This window comes from Bradyrhizobium sp. OAE829 (assembly GCF_040546575.1).
Lineage (GTDB): Bacteria > Pseudomonadota > Alphaproteobacteria > Rhizobiales > Xanthobacteraceae > Bradyrhizobium.
The window spans coordinates 1359860-1376012 of sequence record NZ_JBEPOE010000001.1 but is presented as its reverse complement, the minus strand read 5'-3'; the positions used below and the strand labels follow the sequence as shown (position 1 = coordinate 1376012).

The following is a 16153-nucleotide window of genomic DNA, read 5'->3' as shown; positions in this document are numbered from 1 at the left end:
GTTCCGATCAGCGCGAATAGAATTCGACGATCAGATGCGGCTCCATCTGCACCGCGAACGGCACGTCCGACAGCGCCGGGATGCGGGTGAACTTCGCCGTCATCTTGGAGTGATCGGCCTCGATGAAGTCGGGCACGTCGCGCTCGCCGAGCTGGACGGCTTCCAGCACCGGGGTGAGCTGCCTGGAGGATTCCTTGATCTCGACGACGTCGCCGGGCTTGACCTTGTAGCTCGAAATGTTGACGCGGCGGCCGTTCACCTTGATGTGGCCGTGGTTGATGAACTGGCGCGCGGCGAACATGGTGGCGACGAACTTGGCGCGATAGACCACCGTGTCGAGGCGGCGCTCGAGGAGGCCGATCAGGTTTTCACCGGTGTCGCCCTTCATCCGGCCGGCTTCGACATAGATGCCGTGGAACTGGCGCTCGGAAATGTTGGCGTAATAGCCCTTGAGCTTCTGCTTGGCGCGGAGCTGCACGCCGAAGTCGGACAGCTTGCCCTTGCGGCGCTGGCCGTGCTGGCCGGGGCCGTATTCACGGCGGTTCACGGGGCTCTTGGGGCGGCCCCAGATATTCTGGCCCATACGGCGATCGATCTTGTACTTCGCCTCACTGCGCTTAGTCATCGCGTCCTCTTGGATAGGTTTGAGTTTTGAGGAAACGCGCCCTCCTGTGCATCGGGAACTTCCCGGTGCCGACAGGTCCGCCTCGAAAGCTCGGGGAGGACCACGGGTCGCGAAACGCAACGCGGGCCGAAAACGGCCCGCGAGCAAGCGGGGTATTAGGGGGGAAGTGCCGTTCTGTCAACGATTTGGGCACGTCATTCCGGGGCAATGCGCAGTATTGAACTATGGTGCGCAATTGCGCACCTGAGAATCTCGAGATTCCGGGTCTGGTCCTCTGGACCATCCCGGAATGACAGCTACGTCGCGACCGCCCGGACTGCTTTTGGCTCGGTTTGCTGCCGATTCGCGCGCAATTCGCCTGATATTTCGGTGTTCAGCACCTGTTCCAGCCGATTCAGCACCTTGGCGATCAGGGCGGCATCGGTAATCCGGTGGTCCCAGCGCAGCACGACATCGATCGTCTGGTCCGGTTTCTCGACCCCGTAGCTCAGGACGAAGGGGCCCGGGCTCAGGGCGTGGAGCTGGCCGGCGCCATAGGCGGCTACCGACGTGACCCCGAAACTGCCGAAATAATTGGCGCGCTGGCGGCCGAAATTGAGCCCGATCGCCCAGAACAGCCGGCGCAGCGGCAGCGGCAGCCGCGTTGTGCGCAGGATTTTCCGGAACGCCGGCACCTGTTCGATCGGCGCCTCCTTGGCGTGCCGGATCATCGCGTCGACCTCCGCGAGCGACATTTCATCGGGCGCGGTGACCTTTTGCGGCAGCACGCAATCCTGGCCGTCTTCGACGCGCGCAATCGCCACCATCGCCACGCTGCGCGGCAGTTCGTAGAACGCGGGCAGGGGCCATTTGACGTAAAGCGTGCGCAGCACCGGTTGCTCCTTGGCGACCAGCGCGAACGCCTTGACGAAGATCGCCGCCCAGCCCGGCCGCACGGCGGCCTGCGCCCGCGCCTCCGAGAGGCCGCGGATATTGAGCGGCCGCGCCAGCGAGACAAACGGCACGCGGTTCGACGCATGCATGAGGTCAGCGATGAGACGGCGCGGCAATGTTATTTTTCGAACCGTTCCGCGCATGTTACAGCTCAACTTCCCGCAATCAACAAATCAGAAAAACCGGCGCGCCCAACGACCCGCCAGTGCCCTGATGTAGCACGAACCGGCCGGTTTGACGCCAGAGCCTTTCCGTTTCGATTGCATCGAAACGGGTCTCTGGGCCCTTATTTTGACGCGTTTTCTTGACGCGAACCGGGGCCACCCACGGATCAAGCCCGAGGGCATGCCTCGCTTGAAAACGCTCCAGCCCTATGGCGCCGGTTTGGCCAATGGTTCGCCCGCCTTGACGACATAAACCCCAAGCACTTTGAAGGGCTTGTCGCCGGCCTTGGCGTCGTGAACGGCGCCTTCCGGGATCTGGTAGGATTCGCCGGCCTTGATCTTCACGGGCGGCTTGCCGTCGATGATGAGCTCAAGCTCGCCCTCGAGCACATAGCCAGTCTCGGCACCGGGATGGGTATGGCGGCCGGCCGCGCCGCCGGCAGGCACTTCCGCAATCGCGGTGACGGTGTTGTAGCCGGGCGGGAAGTCGAGTTTTTGCAGCGGGGTGCGCTTGATGCCGCTTTGCTGGGCAATCGCGACCCCGGCGCCGGCGAACGCAATGACGGTCAGTCCGAGCAGAATTTTCCTGATCATGATGTTTGTTCTCCCTGTGGGTAAAGACTAGCAGCGCGACCGTCGCGGGCAATGGGAGGGGCGGAGGTCAAATGAACAATTCCGTTTGTCGGAGCGGGCGGATGCGCGCGCAGGATAGCACGACCATCTCTCTCGTCGTCCCTGCGAATGCAGGGATCCATACCGCGTGATATCTCCATGAGGCTCGGTAGCAGAGACCATCCGCAAAACTTCTTCCTGTGGTTATGGGTCCCCCGATGCGCAATTGCGCATCTGAGCTCAAGGCCGGGACGACAGCGGTGTTTGCTGTTGCACCGTCACCCAAACGCAATCTTGCATTCTCGCGGCGCAAATGCGCCCGAGCTTTGCCAGAAATTTCCTTGCCCTCGAAATAAGAGGGCGCAGGGAAGACCGGGTGCGCGCTGCACCCGCGGTCCCGTGTGCGGTTAGCACTAGAAATGCTGCACACGAGCATACAGGGCAGCGGAGAACACCCGGCCTTCCCTGCGCAATGGCTTTACGGCTTATGCCGTGATCTCCCCGGAGACGAGTTCTTGGTTGACTCCGTCGCTGCCGTTCCCGCTTGCGCTTCTCCGACAGCTTGACGCCTGCAACGGGCGCCAGGACCACACGGTTTTGCCGTACGCTCGATCCACGCCGTCGTCTCAGCGTAAACAAGCGTCCATCGCAACCCGCCCAACGTCCGTGACGACGGCCGACGCCCTTCTGACCAGGGCGGGATGGCCAAACACATACCTCTGTTTTTCCTTCTGGTAAACAGAAATATTTTTGATTCTGAGGCTTGACACGATTTACGTAAATCGTAAGTGATTTGCCCGTCGGGTTGATTTGTCGCATGCGGGTTGCAAGATTGCGGTTGCGTGGGGAGCGAAGCAGCAAATTCGGCAGGGCGGTGACTCAATCCGATCGCGCGAGCTCTGGCTTGATACTCGTCGTGTCCCGGACGCGGTGCAGCGTGTAACGCTGCTCCGCAGAACCGGGACCCATGCATCCAGCCGTTGGGTGGACTCCGGATCAGCAGCGCATCACCATAGCGCGTCAAAGACGCGCGTAATCGCGCTTCCGGCTGCGCTGCATCCGGGGAACGCCGAGAGCAACTGGCCCTAGCCAAAAGAAAACGAGGTACGTTGTCGGGAGCCGCGCTGCTCGTTCGTCCTCCGGACACAAATCCCGACGGCGTCACGCAATTAACCGGAGTCCTCCAATGATCCCCACCATCACGGCCTTTGAAAATTCGCCCGACCGCGGCAAGGGGCTGGCACGTGACATGCGTGTTCGCTGGGCGCTCGAAGAAGTGGGCCAGCCTTACGACGTCCGTCTTGTTTCGTTCAGCGAGATGAAGCAACCCGCGCATCGAGCGCTTCATCCCTTCGGGCAGATTCCGACCTATGAAGAAGGCGATCTGGCCTTGTTCGAGTCGGGGGCGATCGTATTTCATATCGCGCAGCGCCACGCGGGACTGCTGCCTGATGATGCGAACGCCCGGGCGCGCGCGATAACATGGATGTTCGCCGCGCTCAGCACGGTGGAGCCGCCGATTGTTGATCTGCAAAACGCTGTTCTCCTGGAACGCGACAAGGGCTGGTACGAGCAGCGACTGCCTATCGTCAAGGATCGCATCCGCGACCGGCTGGGCGAGCTTTCCCGTCGCCTCGGCAATGCCGACTGGCTCGATGGAGCGTTCAGCGCCGGTGACCTTCTGATGGTAACCGTGCTGCGCCGGTTGAATGCATCAGGTATATTGAACGAGTATCCGAACCTGTCCGCCTATGTTGCCCGCGGCGAAGCGCGGCCGGCCTACAAGCGTGCTTTCGATGCTCAGTTGGCGGTTTTTACGGCGGCGTCCATAGGCTGAGCCGTATTCGGTAGGATGGGTGGAGCGCAGCGATACCCATCATTTTTCGTCAGAAGGAAGGTGATGGGTTTCGCTTCGCTCTACCCATCCTACAAGATCATCCACTATCCGCTACGCCGGCACCCGCCCGCCGAAAAACGGCATCAAGGCGTGGCTCAGCGTGTGCGGCCGCTTCGAGGTAAACACCATCTCGGCGCCGGCGGTGTCGGATTCGTGGCCGGGGCCGCCGAGCAGATCGGACACGCGCCGCGCGATGGCGGGCGCGGGGTCGATCCAGTCGACCGGCCAGGGCGCCAACTTCACCAGGCGGTCCAGCAACAGCGGATAGTGGGTGCAGGCCAGCACGACGGTGTCGGTGCGGGCGTTGCCGTGATCGACGAAGCAGGGCGCGAGTTCGGCCGAGATGTCCCTGTCGCTGACGTAAAAGCCGTTGAGCGCGCGTTCGGCCAGCGAGGCCAGTTCACCCGAACCCACCAGCGTCACCTCGCAGCCCTGCGCGAAATCGTCGATCAGCTTTCTTGTGTATTCCCGCTTGACGGTGCCCTTGGTGCCGAGCACCGACACGCGTTTTGTTCTTGAGCTGGCGCAGGCCGGCTTGATCGCGGGCACGGTGCCGACGAACGGCACCGAATAGGCGCTGCGCAGATGCGACATGACCAGCGTGGAGGCGGTGTTGCAGGCGATCACCACCAGATCGGGGGCGTGGGCCGCGATCAGTTCGCCGACCAGCGGCACCACGCGGGCAATGATCTGCTCTTCGGTATGGTGGCCATAGGGGAAGAACGCATCGTCGGCGACATAGACGTAATGGGCGTCGGGCCGCGCGCCCACGATCTCGCGCAAGACCGTGAGGCCGCCAAGGCCGGAATCGAAGACGAGAATCGTTGGAGGAGCTGCCACGCTGCGACTTTAGCCGATCCGCGGTTACCGTTCAGTTGTTTTGGCGTTTCGGGGGCCGCAATTTGCACAAATCGGTGATTTGCAACGATTCAGGTCGCGTTGATTATCGCCGCTGGCTATCAGGATAAGCCATTGCCGCTACGAGCGAAATCGTCGACCCCTGAAGTCAGAGGCTGCGCAGGAAATGATCCGGAATACACAAGCGAGTTGGGGCAGTGTTGCCCGCGGTTTCCACTGGCTGCTCGGCATCGCCATCCTCGGCATGATTGCCTTTGGCTGGTGGATGAACCATTTTCCGGCGCGGCCCGACCGCTTCTTCTATCGCTCAATCCACGCCGATATCGGCTATGCCGTGCTGCTCTTGATGGTGCTGCGCCTGATCTGGCGCGGCCTCAATCCGACGCCAGCCTTGCCCGATGCCTCACCACGCTGGGAACGGATTTTGGGGCGCGTCAGCCATGGCGCGCTCTATGCCGTCACCATCCTGGTCGCCATGCTGGGCTGGGCGCATTCCGGCGCACGCGCCCAGAACTATTCGGACTGGTTCGGGCTGTTTCATGTCCCGCAGTTTACCGCGCCCGACCGCGCCGCGGCGCAGGCCTGGGAAGACCGCCACATTCTCTTTGCCTATGTGCTGCTGGCGCTGATCGTGATCCATGCCGCGGCCGCGCTGTGGCATCATTTTGTCAGGCGCGATCGCGTCGCCGCGCGCATGATCAACGGTGAGGCGGGGTGATGGCCAATGGCTGAAGCAGCGCAGCCGTCATACCCACACAATGGCTTAGCCATGATCGCTAGGGGAGCGAGCCTTGCGGTGCACTTGCACCGCGGGGCGAGTCTCGAAGGATGGGCCACGGGTCGTACTCAAAAGCTTGTCGACGTTGCCGCCGAGACGCCGAACGCCGTGGCGCGTCCTCAACCCGCCGGCATCGACTTCTCGATCAGCCGCACCCAGTACGATGCGCCGTGGCCGAGGATATTGTCGTTGAACGTGTAGCCGGGGTGGTGGCATTCGTTGCCGTCGCCCATGCCGAGAAAGATGAAAGCGCCGGGGCGCGCTTCCAGCATGAATGCGAAATCTTCCGAGCCCATCAGTGGCAATGCGCGCTCGTTGACGCGGTCGGCGCCGACGACATCGCGGGCCACTTCTGCAGCGATGCCGGCCTCCCGCGCGTGATTGACCGTCACCGGATACGAACGTGTGTATTTGACCTCCGCCGATCCGCCGTAAGCCCGCGCCACGCTGTCGGCCACCTCGCCGATGCGGCGCTCGACGAGATCGCGGATGGCAGGATCGAGCGTGCGCACCGTTCCACCGAGCTTGGCGGTCTCCGGGATGATGTTGAAGGCGGTGCCGGCCTGGAACATGGTGATCGAGATCACGGCCGATTTGAGCGGATCGACGTTGCGCGATACGATCGACTGCAACGCGTTGACGATCTGCGAGCCGACCAACACGCTGTCGACCGCGTTGTGCGGACCGGAGCCCGCATGGCCGCCTTTGCCGTGCACCGTGATCTCGATCTTGTCCGCTGAAGCGAGCATTGCGCCCGGCGTGGTGTGGAAGTGCCCTTCGGGCAAGCCCGGCATGTTGTGCAGGCCATAGACCTCCTGAATGCCCCAGCGGGTCATCAAGCCATCGTCGAGCATCGCCTTGCCGCCGGCGCCGCCTTCTTCGGCCGGCTGGAAGATGACGACAGCCGTGCCGTCGAAATTGCGCGTTTCGGCGAGATATTTGGCCGCGCCAAGCAGCATCGCGGTGTGCCCGTCATGGCCGCAGGCGTGCATCTTGCCGGGAATCTTGGAGGCGTAGGATACGCCCGAAGTCTCCTCGATCGGCAGCGCATCCATGTCGGCGCGCAGGCCGATGGTCTTGCCGGACGTGCTCTTGCGGCCGCGGATCACGCCGACGACGCCCGTGCGGCCGATGCCCGTCACCACCTCGTCGCAGCCGAATTCGCGCAAGCGGTCGGCTACGATGCCGGCGGTACGGTGGACTTCGTAAAGCAATTCCGGATTCTCGTGGAAGTCATGGCGCCAGGCGGCCATTTCATCTGACAAGGCGGCGATGCGGTTGACGATGGGCATGGGAGATCCGTTTCTTGTGTAGTTCGTTTGTGGCTTGAAAGCGCTCTAACCCTTGTAATTCTACGCTGCCCCGAACACGCGCCTGAAAATCGTGTCGACGTGCTTGAAGTGATAGCCGAGGTCGAACTGGTCCTCGATCTCGGCGTCGCTCAGATGCTTTTTCACATCGGGGTCTTTTTTCAGCAGCGTCAGGAAGTCGCCTTCGCCGCGCCATACCGGCATCGCGTTGCGCTGAACGAGTTTGTAGGCGTCCTCGCGGCTGGCGCCCTTTTGCGTCAGCGCGAGCAGGATTCGCTGCGAATGCACGAGGCCGCCGAGGCGGTCGAGGTTCTTCTGCATGTTCTCGGGGTAGATCAAGAGCTTCTCGACCAGGCCGGCGAGGCGCATCAGCGCGAAATCGAGCGTCACGGTGGCATCGGGGCCGATCATGCGTTCGGCGGACGAGTGCGAGATGTCGCGCTCGTGCCAGAGCACGATGTTCTCCATCGCCGGTATCGCATAGGCGCGTACCATGCGCGACAGACCGGTAAGATTTTCCGACAGTACCGGGTTGCGCTTGTGCGGCATCGCCGAAGAACCCTTCTGGCCCTCGGAGAAGAACTCTTCGGCTTCCAGTACTTCGGTGCGCTGCAGGTGGCGGATTTCGGTGGCGAGACGTTCGACCGAGGAGGCGATCACGCCGAGCGTTGCGAAATACATCGCGTGGCGGTCGCGCGGGATCACTTGCGTCGAGATCGGCTCCGGCGTCAGTCCCATCGCCTTGGCGACATGTTCTTCGACGCGCGGATCGATCTGGGCGAAGGTGCCGACGGCGCCCGAGATCGCGCAGGTCGAAACTTCCTTGCGGGCGGCGACCAGGCGCTCGCGGGCGCGGGAAAATTCCGCATAGGCATAAGCGAGCTTGAGGCCGAACGTCACGGGCTCGGCATGGATGCCGTGGGAGCGGCCGATGGTTGGCGTCATCTTGTGTTCGAAGGCGCGCTTCTTCAGCGCGGCCAGAACCTTGTCGATGTCGGCGAGCAAAAGGTCGGCGGCGCGGGTGAGCTGGACGTTGAAGCAGGTGTCGAGCACGTCAGAGGAGGTCATGCCCTGGTGAATGAAGCGCGCCTCGGGGCCGACGATCTCGGCCAGATGGGTCGTGAAGGCGAGGACGTCGTGCTTGGTCTCGCGTTCGATCTCGTCGATGCGGGCGATGTCGAAGGTGACGTTACGCGCCTTGGCCCAGACGGTTTTGGCGGCTTCCTTGGGGATGACGCCGAGTTCCGCCTGCGCGTCGGCTGCATGCGCCTCGATCTCGAACCAGATCTTGAAGCGGGTCTGCGGCTCCCAGATGGAGGCCATTTCCGGGCGGGTGTAGCGGGGGATCATCGACGACTCCGGCGAATTGTTTTTTACGCCGTGCTTTAGCAGGGCCGCCCAAATGAGACAAACAAAGCCAGACAAACGCCCGGGAAAAACGGCTGGGATAACGCCGGGCAGGCTTGGGCCGGGTGCCCAGCGGACGGGGGCCGGAAAAGGGCTTCGTTCACGAAAAGCTGAATGACAGATATTGAAATCTGTCAGCGAGACATGCTATATCCTTTTTCGACGCCACGGATAGGGGCGTCATCCGGGTTCGCTGGCACTGAGCCCGGGTACTTGAGAGGACTTAAGCCATGACAATCGAAATCATTAATCTGACGACACAAATCAGCCGTTGGCTGAACGCCCAGGTGGCCCGCCATCTGGAAGCCCAGGCCACCCGTTTGGGACCGCTGAAAAGCTGAACCTAACAGGGGCTGGAGCATTGATGCTCTAGCTTCTTGTTTTGACGCGTTTTCTTCGAAATCGCGCTAAAGGGGATCAAAATGACCACCCGTTCCATCATTCCGCAGGTGCGCGCATGAACGAAGTCGTGGTTTTGACCCCTGAGCGAATTTTGGAGGTTACCGAGGACGTATTGCGCCGCTACGGGCTGGCCAAGGCCACGGTTGTGGACGTTGCCCGTGCGCTGGATGTCAGCCACGGCAGCGTCTACCGCCATTTCCCCAGCAAGGCGTCACTGCGCCAGGCGGTTGCCAAACGCTGGCTCGACCGCGCCAACGCGCCGCTGCAGAAGATCGCGGAATCCTCGGGACCCGCGCCTGCCAGGCTCGAGAAGTGGCTGCGCACGATGTTCGAAATCAAATACAAGAAGGTTTCCGAAGATCCCGAGATGTTCCAGACCTACCTGACGCTGGCGCAGGAGGCCTGCGAGGTCGTGCACGCGCACAAGGAACGCCTGGTCGGCCAGGTCGCGGATATTCTGTCCGACGGCGTGAAACAGGGGGTATTTCAGGTCACCGACGTCAAGGTTTCAGCGCGCGCGGTGTTCGACGCCACCATCCGCTACCATCACCCCGCGCATTCGGACGAATGGAGCAATCCGGAAACGGCTGCTCGGATCGACGCGCTGCTGGCGCTGGTCATCAAGGGCCTGGAAGCGCCAAAGAAGCGCTGATCGCGCGCGGGCCCCTGCATATCCCAGTCTTCCGCATCATTGAGGGCCGCATGCGTCCCGTAGTTTGATATCCATCAAGACGCGTGCCGGCAGCGGCGCGATCATGGACGCGGAGGAAGATGTGCGTCTTGCGGTGTTTGCGGATATCCATGCCAACCGGCAGGCGTTCAGCGCCTGCCTTGCGGCGGCGCGCGAGCGGGGCGCCGAGCGGATCATCTGCCTCGGCGACATCGTCGGCTATGGCGCCGACCCCGAATGGGCGGTCGAGACCGTGATGGACCTTGTCCATGACGGCGCCATCGCCGTGCGCGGCAACCACGACAACGCCATCGGCACGCCGTCCGAGAGCATGAATGCAGCGGCCCAGGCCGCGATCGAATGGACGCGCAGCCGGCTGAGCGCGCCGCAGCGGCGGTTCCTCGCCGAATTGCCTCTGACCCGGCAGGAGGACGATCGCCTCTACGTGCATTCCGAAGCAAGTCATCCGGCGCGATGGCGCTACGTCGAGGGCACGACGGATGCCGCCCGCAGCATCGCGGCGACGGACGCCCAGCCCCATGTCCACGTCACCTTCTGCGGGCACATCCATCAGCCCGCGCTCTATTCGATGTCATCGGCGGCGAAGATGACGAGCTTCGTGCCGACGTCGGATGTCCCGGTGCAGTTGCTCGGTGGCCGGCGCTGGCTGGCGGTTGTCGGCTCGGTCGGGCAGCCGCGCGACGGCAATCCGGCGGCGGCGTTTGCGATGCTCGATACCGCGACGCGCGAGATCACCTATTGCCGCGTGCCGTACGACGTCGAGACCGCGGCGGAACGGATCCGCGCCAACGGCCTGCCGCGCTGGCTGGCCGATCGCCTGCGCGAGGGGCGCTGAGCGATGCCTAAGCCTTCGATTGAGCCGGGCGCCGAACTCGACGGGTTTGCGATCGGCGAGCGCGTCCATCAAGGCGGCATGGCGACGCTGTGGAGCGTGACCCATCCCGGCATCACTGTGCCGCTGCTGATGAAGATCCCGAGGATTTCCGAGGGCGAGGATCCGGCGGCGATCGTCTCTTTCGAGATGGAGCAGATGATCGTGCCGCGGCTCGCCGGCCCGCACGTGCCGCTTTGTTTCGGCTCCGGCGATTTCGACCGGCAGCCTTATGTGGTGATCGAGCGCATCCCCGGCAAAACGCTCTATGACCGGCTCGGCGATCTGCCGATCCCGTATGAAGAGGCGAGGGTGATCGCCGGCAAGATCGCCACCGCGCTGGCCGACCTGCACCGGCAGAACGTCATCCATCACGACATCAAGCCAAGCAGCGTCATGTTTCGCGAGAGCGGCGAAGCGGTGCTGATCGATTTCGGACTGTCGCATCACACTCAATTGCCTGATCTCTTGCAGGAAGAATTCCGTCTGCCCTATGGCACCGCGCCCTACATGGCGCCGGAGCGCCTGCTCGGCGTGCGCGACGATCCGCGCAGCGATCTGTTTTCACTCGGCGTGCTCCTGTATTTCTTCACGACGGGCGTGCGGCCGTTCGGCGAAAGCGAGACCCTGCGCGGCATGAAGCGGCGGCTGTGGCGCGATCCCTATCCGCCGCGGCAATTGCGGCCGGATTATCCGCTTTGGCTGCAGGAAATCGTGCTGCGTTGCCTGGAAATCGAACCGGTCTGGCGTCATCCGACGGCCTCGCAACTGGCGTTCGAACTGGCGTATCCGGATCAGGTCACACTCACTGCGCGGTCGGAGCGCCTCCAGCGCGATCCGATCACCACGGTGTGGCGCCGCCGCTTCAATCGCGGGCTGACGCTGCCGAAACCCAAATCGGATGTCGCAGCGCAACTGGCGTCGGGGCCGATCGTGGCGGTCGCCATCGATACCGAAGAAGGTTCGGGACCGCTCAACGCGTGCCTGCGCATCACTGTCGAACAGTTGCTGGCGACGCTGCCGTCGGCGCGGCTCGCCTGCATCAACGTGCTGAAACTCGGCCGCATCACCATCGACCGGACGCTCGACGAGCAAGGCAACAACAAGCACATCGACCGGCTGGTCGCGCTCCGGCACTGGGCCTCGCCATTAAAACTCGACGAGAGCCGGCTCACGGTGCATGTGCTGGAAGCGATCGATCCGGCATCCGCGATCCTGGAATTCACAGTGGTCAATCAGGTCGACCATATCGTGATCGGCGCGCGGCAGAATTCGATGATGCGGACGTTTCTGGGCAGCGTCTCGGCCAAGGTCGCGATCGAGGCGGCCTGCACGGTGACCGTGGTGCGGCCGCCGCGCTCGGCCGTGGCGGCGGAGCGGCAAGATAGAAGCGGCGGCAAGCCGAAGGCGATCGAGGCTTAAGGGTTCATCTGAAGCGCTGGACGTGATCGATCAGCGCGCGCAGCTTCGGGGCCGTGTTGCGGCGGCTTGGATAATACAAATAGAAGCCGGCGAAGCGCGGGCAATACTCTTCCAGGACGGACACGAGCTCGCCGCGCTCGATCGGGGCGCGAAAGCTCGCTTCCATGCCAAAGGTGATGCCATAGCCGGCGACGGCGAGCTTGATCATCAGCGCCATGTCGTTGGTCGTGATCTCGGGTGCGACGGCAACGCTGAACTCCTTGCCGTGCTCGGCGAACTCCCAGCGATAGGGCGCGACCTTGGGCGCGGGGCGCCAGCCGATGCAGCGATGGCCTGCAAGCTCGCTCGGATGCGAAGGCAGCCCGAACCGGTCGCGGTACGCCGGCGCGCAAACCGCAAGCTGGCGCTCGTCACCCGCGACGGACACCGCGATCATGTCCTGCTCGATCACTTCGCCGAGCCTGACGCCGGCATCGTATCCCTCGGCGACGATATCGAATTCCTCGTCGGTCACGGTGATGTCGATCTGGAGCTGCGGATTGGCCTCGGCAAAGGCGGCAAGGAACGGGCCTGCGAGAAAGCGCTCCGCGATCGATGAGACGGCGAGCCGCAGCTGCCCGCGCGGCAGCCCGCGCAGGTTCCCGGTGGTCTCGATCGCCGCGCGCATCTCCGCAATCGCGGGCGCGGTCTCAGCAAAGAGGCGTTCGCCGGCCTCGGTCAGGCTGACGCTGCGCGTCGTGCGCTGCACCAGTGCAATCCCGAGGGTCTCCTCCAGCCGCCGGATGGTCTGGCTGACCGCCGAGCGCGTGACCCCCAGGCGGTCGGCCGCCGCGCGAAAACTCCGCTCCTCGGCCACGAGGGCGAAGACGGCCAGCGCGTTGAGGTCCGGTTCCATTGGTTAGATTTTCTTTCCATGTTGGGAAGAAATGGTCGTCTTTTCACGACAGTGGAGCAGATCTAGCTTCCTGGCAACCGCTCAATGGCGGCTCGCAGACTCAACCAGGAAGAAGACAAAACATGTCGCTCAACAAAGTCATCCTCGTCACGGGCGCTTCGAGCGGCATCGGCGCCGCCATCGCCCGGGAGCTCGGCGCCGCCGGCGCGAAGGTCATGCTCGGTGCACGTCGCACCGACCGGCTGGACGCGCTCGCGGAGGAAATCAGGGCCAGCGGCGGGGAGGCCATGCCGCGCCGCGTCGACGTCACTGACCGCGCCGATGTCGCGGCGTTTGCGGAAGGCGCGCGCGAGGCCTGGGGCCGCGTCGACGTCATCGTCAACAATGCCGGCGTCATGCCGCTTTCGCTGATGGCCTCGATGAAGGTCGATGAGTGGGATCGCATGGTCGACGTCAACATCAAGGGCGTGCTGCACGGCATAGCCGCGGTGCTGCCGGAGATGACGTCCCGGGGCTCCGGCCATGTCATCAACATCGCATCGATCGGCGCGCTCTCGGTATCGCCGACGGCCGCGGTCTATTGCGCGACCAAATATGCGGTGCGCGCGATCTCGGACGGGTTGAGGCAGGAACACGACAACATTCGCGTCACCTGCATTCATCCCGGTGTGGTCGAGAGCGAGTTGGCCGACACGATCACCGATCCGGTAGCGGCGGAAGCGATGAAGACCTATCGGGCCATTGCGCTGCAGCCCGACGCGATCGGTCGCGCCGTCCGCTTCGCCATCGAACAGCCCGACGATGTCGACGTGAACGAGATCGTCATCCGGCCCACAGCCTGCAAATAAGGAGGGAGGCAAAAATGGGTTTTCGTTTTCACAGGCAACCGCCAATGCGCAGTTGCGTGCTTGCCGCTATCGCGCTGTTTGCCGGCGCGCTCGTGTTCCCCCTCGAGAAAGGTCTTGCTCAGATGAACTCACAGAAATCTGCTGCCCAGCTGGCACAAAACCATACCTATGCCGGCATGTGGATCACGGCCGACGGGAACATCCGTCACAATCTGCTTCCGAACGGCCGCTACGACGAAGCCCGCGGCAATCGCGAGAGCGCCTACCAGGGGCGCTATGAGATCAGGGGAAACCACATCGATTACTGGGACGACACCGGTTTCACCGCCGATGGCGAATTCATCGACGGCGTGCTGCATCACGGCGGCATGATCTTGCATCGCAGGAAATAGCGAGTTCCGTATCAGCGCCGACGGCACAGCAGCTTGGGCCGTCTGGCGTCAGGCGGCGCGAACCTGATCGATTGGGCGCTTCTCGTCGCGTGGCGGCTTGGTGTCGCGATCCTGCCAGACGTCGAAGAACTGGATGATTTCGCGGCAGGGTTCGCAACGGAACATGTTGCGCGACGACGCCGTCTTCGACATCTCGTTCAAACAGCTTGGGCAAAGCGGATTCATGGCTCTCTCGAAATTCTTTGGCTGTAATATTCTCAGGCTAAGCGAACAGTTCCCACGCACGGCGCAAAAAAAATGCGAACAGGCTTCGACTTGGGGGAACGGTGTTTAGCGGCGATCCTGTAACCGCGTCCGGCTTTCCAATTCGTAAAGATCGGACCGGGAACCGCTGTCGAGACGGTCCATCGCCGGCCGGCGCCGCTCATACCGGCTGAAGAAGAATTCGAGATCGGGACGCGGGCGCCGCGCGATCAGGCGCTTGCGCCTCACCAGTCGCCTGGCGACCGCGCCCATGGTTCACATCCAGCGGGGAGCGCGATTGTTTGTTCGCCGCTTGTTGCCGGGCTCTGCCGCTACCAGGCAAACGGTGACGGCTGCATTCAGGGCCAACCACAACGCCACGCCGGTCCAGACAAATGTCATCGTCATGATGCCGCCCTCCGCGAATTCGGAAGCGCGTTGTGCGTGATTTGCTTGAATCCGTGAAGACCGGACTTCTACGGTAGGCCGCACGAAGTTTGTGCATGCGGCGGCGCAATATGAATTGCTGCAGGTGCGGTGCGTAACCTACGCAACGGAATTGTTCGCGAGCCAGCGGATTGTCGACGTTAGCTACGCGCCGGACTCACTCGAGTGTCTGCACAGGCGGTAGTGACGTTGCCGCAGGCGCTGCTGTCGTCGCCGCAGGCGCCGATGTCATTGTCGCAGGCGGCGATGGCCTCGCGCTCGGCGCTGCATTGCTGGCTTCGTTCCTGGTCGTCGCGACACGCGCATCTTTTTCGACGCGCGCGGCGGCGGGCCTGGTTTCGCGAACAACTTCCGCTCGCGCGCCACGCACGCGCTCTTTCGAGGCTTGCCGGCGCGGACGCTGCGATCCGGATCGATCAATGCCCATGGACCGTGCGATCGACGGTCCCGCCGAATAGCCGATGAAGGCGCCGGCGACTGCGCCAATCGGCCCCAGCACCACGGCGCCCGACACCGCACCCAATGCGGCGTCGCCAGCCCGGTGCTGCGCAAAGGCTACGGAGGGCGCAAGCAGCAGGATCATGGCGGCCGCGGTGAGGGCTTTGGTCATGGCTGGGTCCGTCGAATGTCAGGGATCGACGGTGTTCCGGCTTTATGGCCAGACCATGAAGCTTCGTGGCCAGACGATGAAGCTTCATGGTCAAGACGATGACGCTTTGGGTTCCATCAGCCGCGAGCGGAACCCAGGGAGGTGCCAGCCGACCGGGCCGCGTCTTCGCGACGTAAACGCTCGAGGATATCGCGCACCGCTACGGCGTCTCGAATGCAGTGAAACCCGTAATGGCCGGTGTGATCGGTATCGGCAGCACGGGGCGAAATGCCGGACGCGAAATACAGGGCGCAGGGGCCGCGGCCAATGTCGAGGATCTCGAAGGTCGGGTCCATATCGCTGAACAAGGTGTCGGTCACGGTTGGCTTGCCGAAGGTACGCACGATCAGCGCGCGGCGATTTGTGATCACGTACAGCGTCTGCAGGTCGTGCAGCAGCACCAGCAGGGGTGCGCCCACCATCGCCAACCCGAGCACCAGGAGAAACATGGCCGATTCGGCGATCCAGCCCCTGGTGACCGCAATCGCGACGAGAGCCAGCCAGGGAATTCCGATCCACCACAGAAATCGCCAAAGCATCATGCGGGCAACGCCATCGGGCTGCCCCTGCCACAGCACGCGCTCGCCGCGTTGCAGCGCCTGGCCCAGCAGCCATCGCAGCTTCGCGGTAAACAACGTCGATCGGATTTCATCAATGCTCATGCCCATTGGTCGCTTGCGGGGCAGGAATGGTTCGGACCGTATTGTTC

At 63.1% G+C, this 16153-nt stretch carries 18 protein-coding genes; 7 read left to right on the top strand and 11 right to left on the bottom strand.

The window, feature by feature from the left end; genetic code table 11:
- Positions 1 to 7 precede the first annotated feature (7 nt).
- The 3 genes from rpsD to ABIE49_RS06790 form a co-directional block, all read right to left on the bottom strand.
- On the bottom strand, positions 8 to 625 hold the full coding sequence (gene rpsD, locus ABIE49_RS06800; protein WP_192734154.1) for a 30S ribosomal protein S4: 618 nt from the start codon (positions 623 to 625) through the stop codon (positions 8 to 10).
- Positions 626 to 921: 296 nt separating this feature from the next.
- Positions 922 to 1701 (bottom strand): acyltransferase, encoded by a 780-nt coding sequence (locus ABIE49_RS06795; RefSeq protein WP_192734153.1) that lies wholly within the window; start codon positions 1699 to 1701, stop codon positions 922 to 924.
- A 228-nt stretch (positions 1702 to 1929) separates the two neighbouring features.
- A complete protein-coding gene (locus tag ABIE49_RS06790) occupies positions 1930 to 2316 on the bottom strand; it encodes a cupin domain-containing protein (protein WP_192734152.1) in 387 nt (128 codons plus the stop codon).
- 1204 nt (positions 2317 to 3520) lie between these two features.
- Between ABIE49_RS06790 and ABIE49_RS06785 the strand changes: the two genes are divergently transcribed.
- Positions 3521 to 4171, top strand: a complete 651-nt coding sequence (locus tag ABIE49_RS06785) for a glutathione S-transferase family protein (protein WP_192734151.1) — start codon at positions 3521 to 3523, stop codon at positions 4169 to 4171.
- Positions 4172 to 4282: 111 nt separating this feature from the next.
- On the opposite strand, the gene murI is transcribed toward ABIE49_RS06785, so the two are convergent.
- Entirely contained in the window at positions 4283 to 5071 is a 789-nt protein-coding gene (gene murI / locus ABIE49_RS06780; RefSeq protein WP_192734150.1) for a glutamate racemase, read from the bottom strand.
- A gap of 184 nt (positions 5072 to 5255) precedes the next feature.
- On the opposite strand from murI, the gene ABIE49_RS06775 reads away from it, so the two are divergent.
- The gene (locus tag ABIE49_RS06775) at positions 5256 to 5807 is read left to right on the top strand and encodes a cytochrome b (protein WP_192734149.1); all 552 of its coding nucleotides are present in this window, start codon (positions 5256 to 5258) and stop codon (positions 5805 to 5807) included.
- Positions 5808 to 5986: 179 nt separating this feature from the next.
- Here ABIE49_RS06775 and ABIE49_RS06770 read toward each other — a convergent pair whose 3' ends face one another.
- Positions 5987 to 7159 (bottom strand): M20 aminoacylase family protein, encoded by a 1173-nt coding sequence (locus ABIE49_RS06770; RefSeq protein WP_192734148.1) that lies wholly within the window; start codon positions 7157 to 7159, stop codon positions 5987 to 5989.
- A gap of 60 nt (positions 7160 to 7219) precedes the next feature.
- Positions 7220 to 8527 carry an adenylosuccinate lyase gene (gene purB, locus ABIE49_RS06765; RefSeq protein WP_192734147.1) on the bottom strand — a complete coding sequence of 436 codons (1308 nt, stop codon included), beginning with the start codon at positions 8525 to 8527 and terminating at the stop codon, positions 7220 to 7222.
- 514 nt (positions 8528 to 9041) lie between these two features.
- Here purB and ABIE49_RS06760 point away from each other — a divergent pair.
- From ABIE49_RS06760 to ABIE49_RS06750, 3 genes are all read left to right on the top strand, one after another.
- Positions 9042 to 9638, top strand: a complete 597-nt coding sequence (locus tag ABIE49_RS06760; RefSeq protein ID WP_192734146.1) for a TetR/AcrR family transcriptional regulator — start codon at positions 9042 to 9044, stop codon at positions 9636 to 9638.
- A 121-nt stretch (positions 9639 to 9759) separates the two neighbouring features.
- Entirely contained in the window at positions 9760 to 10512 is a 753-nt protein-coding gene (locus ABIE49_RS06755; RefSeq protein ID WP_192734277.1) for a metallophosphoesterase family protein, read from the top strand.
- 3 nt (positions 10513 to 10515) lie between these two features.
- Positions 10516 to 11970, top strand: a complete 1455-nt coding sequence (locus tag ABIE49_RS06750) for a protein kinase domain-containing protein (protein WP_192734145.1) — start codon at positions 10516 to 10518, stop codon at positions 11968 to 11970.
- Positions 11971 to 11974: 4 nt separating this feature from the next.
- Here ABIE49_RS06750 and ABIE49_RS06745 read toward each other — a convergent pair whose 3' ends face one another.
- Positions 11975 to 12865 carry a LysR family transcriptional regulator gene (locus tag ABIE49_RS06745; RefSeq protein ID WP_192734144.1) on the bottom strand — a complete coding sequence of 297 codons (891 nt, stop codon included), beginning with the start codon at positions 12863 to 12865 and terminating at the stop codon, positions 11975 to 11977.
- A 122-nt stretch (positions 12866 to 12987) separates the two neighbouring features.
- Between ABIE49_RS06745 and ABIE49_RS06740 the strand changes: the two genes are divergently transcribed.
- On the top strand, positions 12988 to 13713 hold the full coding sequence (locus ABIE49_RS06740) for an SDR family oxidoreductase (RefSeq protein ID WP_192734143.1): 726 nt from the start codon (positions 12988 to 12990) through the stop codon (positions 13711 to 13713).
- A 122-nt stretch (positions 13714 to 13835) separates the two neighbouring features.
- Positions 13836 to 14105: an Atu4866 domain-containing protein gene (locus tag ABIE49_RS06735; protein WP_354067414.1), complete on the top strand. Its 270-nt coding sequence runs from the start codon at positions 13836 to 13838 to the stop codon at positions 14103 to 14105.
- 48 nt (positions 14106 to 14153) lie between these two features.
- Here the strand turns inward: ABIE49_RS06735 and ABIE49_RS06730 are convergent, their stop codons facing one another.
- From ABIE49_RS06730 to ABIE49_RS06715, 4 genes are all read right to left on the bottom strand, one after another.
- Positions 14154 to 14330 carry a hypothetical protein gene (locus ABIE49_RS06730; RefSeq protein ID WP_192734142.1) on the bottom strand — a complete coding sequence of 59 codons (177 nt, stop codon included), beginning with the start codon at positions 14328 to 14330 and terminating at the stop codon, positions 14154 to 14156.
- A 105-nt stretch (positions 14331 to 14435) separates the two neighbouring features.
- Positions 14436 to 14621: a hypothetical protein gene (locus ABIE49_RS06725; protein WP_192734141.1), complete on the bottom strand. Its 186-nt coding sequence runs from the start codon at positions 14619 to 14621 to the stop codon at positions 14436 to 14438.
- Between the two features lie 331 nt (positions 14622 to 14952).
- Entirely contained in the window at positions 14953 to 15405 is a 453-nt protein-coding gene (locus ABIE49_RS06720; protein WP_192734140.1) for a hypothetical protein, read from the bottom strand.
- A gap of 116 nt (positions 15406 to 15521) precedes the next feature.
- Positions 15522 to 16106, bottom strand: a complete 585-nt coding sequence (locus ABIE49_RS06715) for a hypothetical protein (protein WP_192734139.1) — start codon at positions 16104 to 16106, stop codon at positions 15522 to 15524.
- Positions 16107 to 16153: the final 47 nt, after the last annotated feature.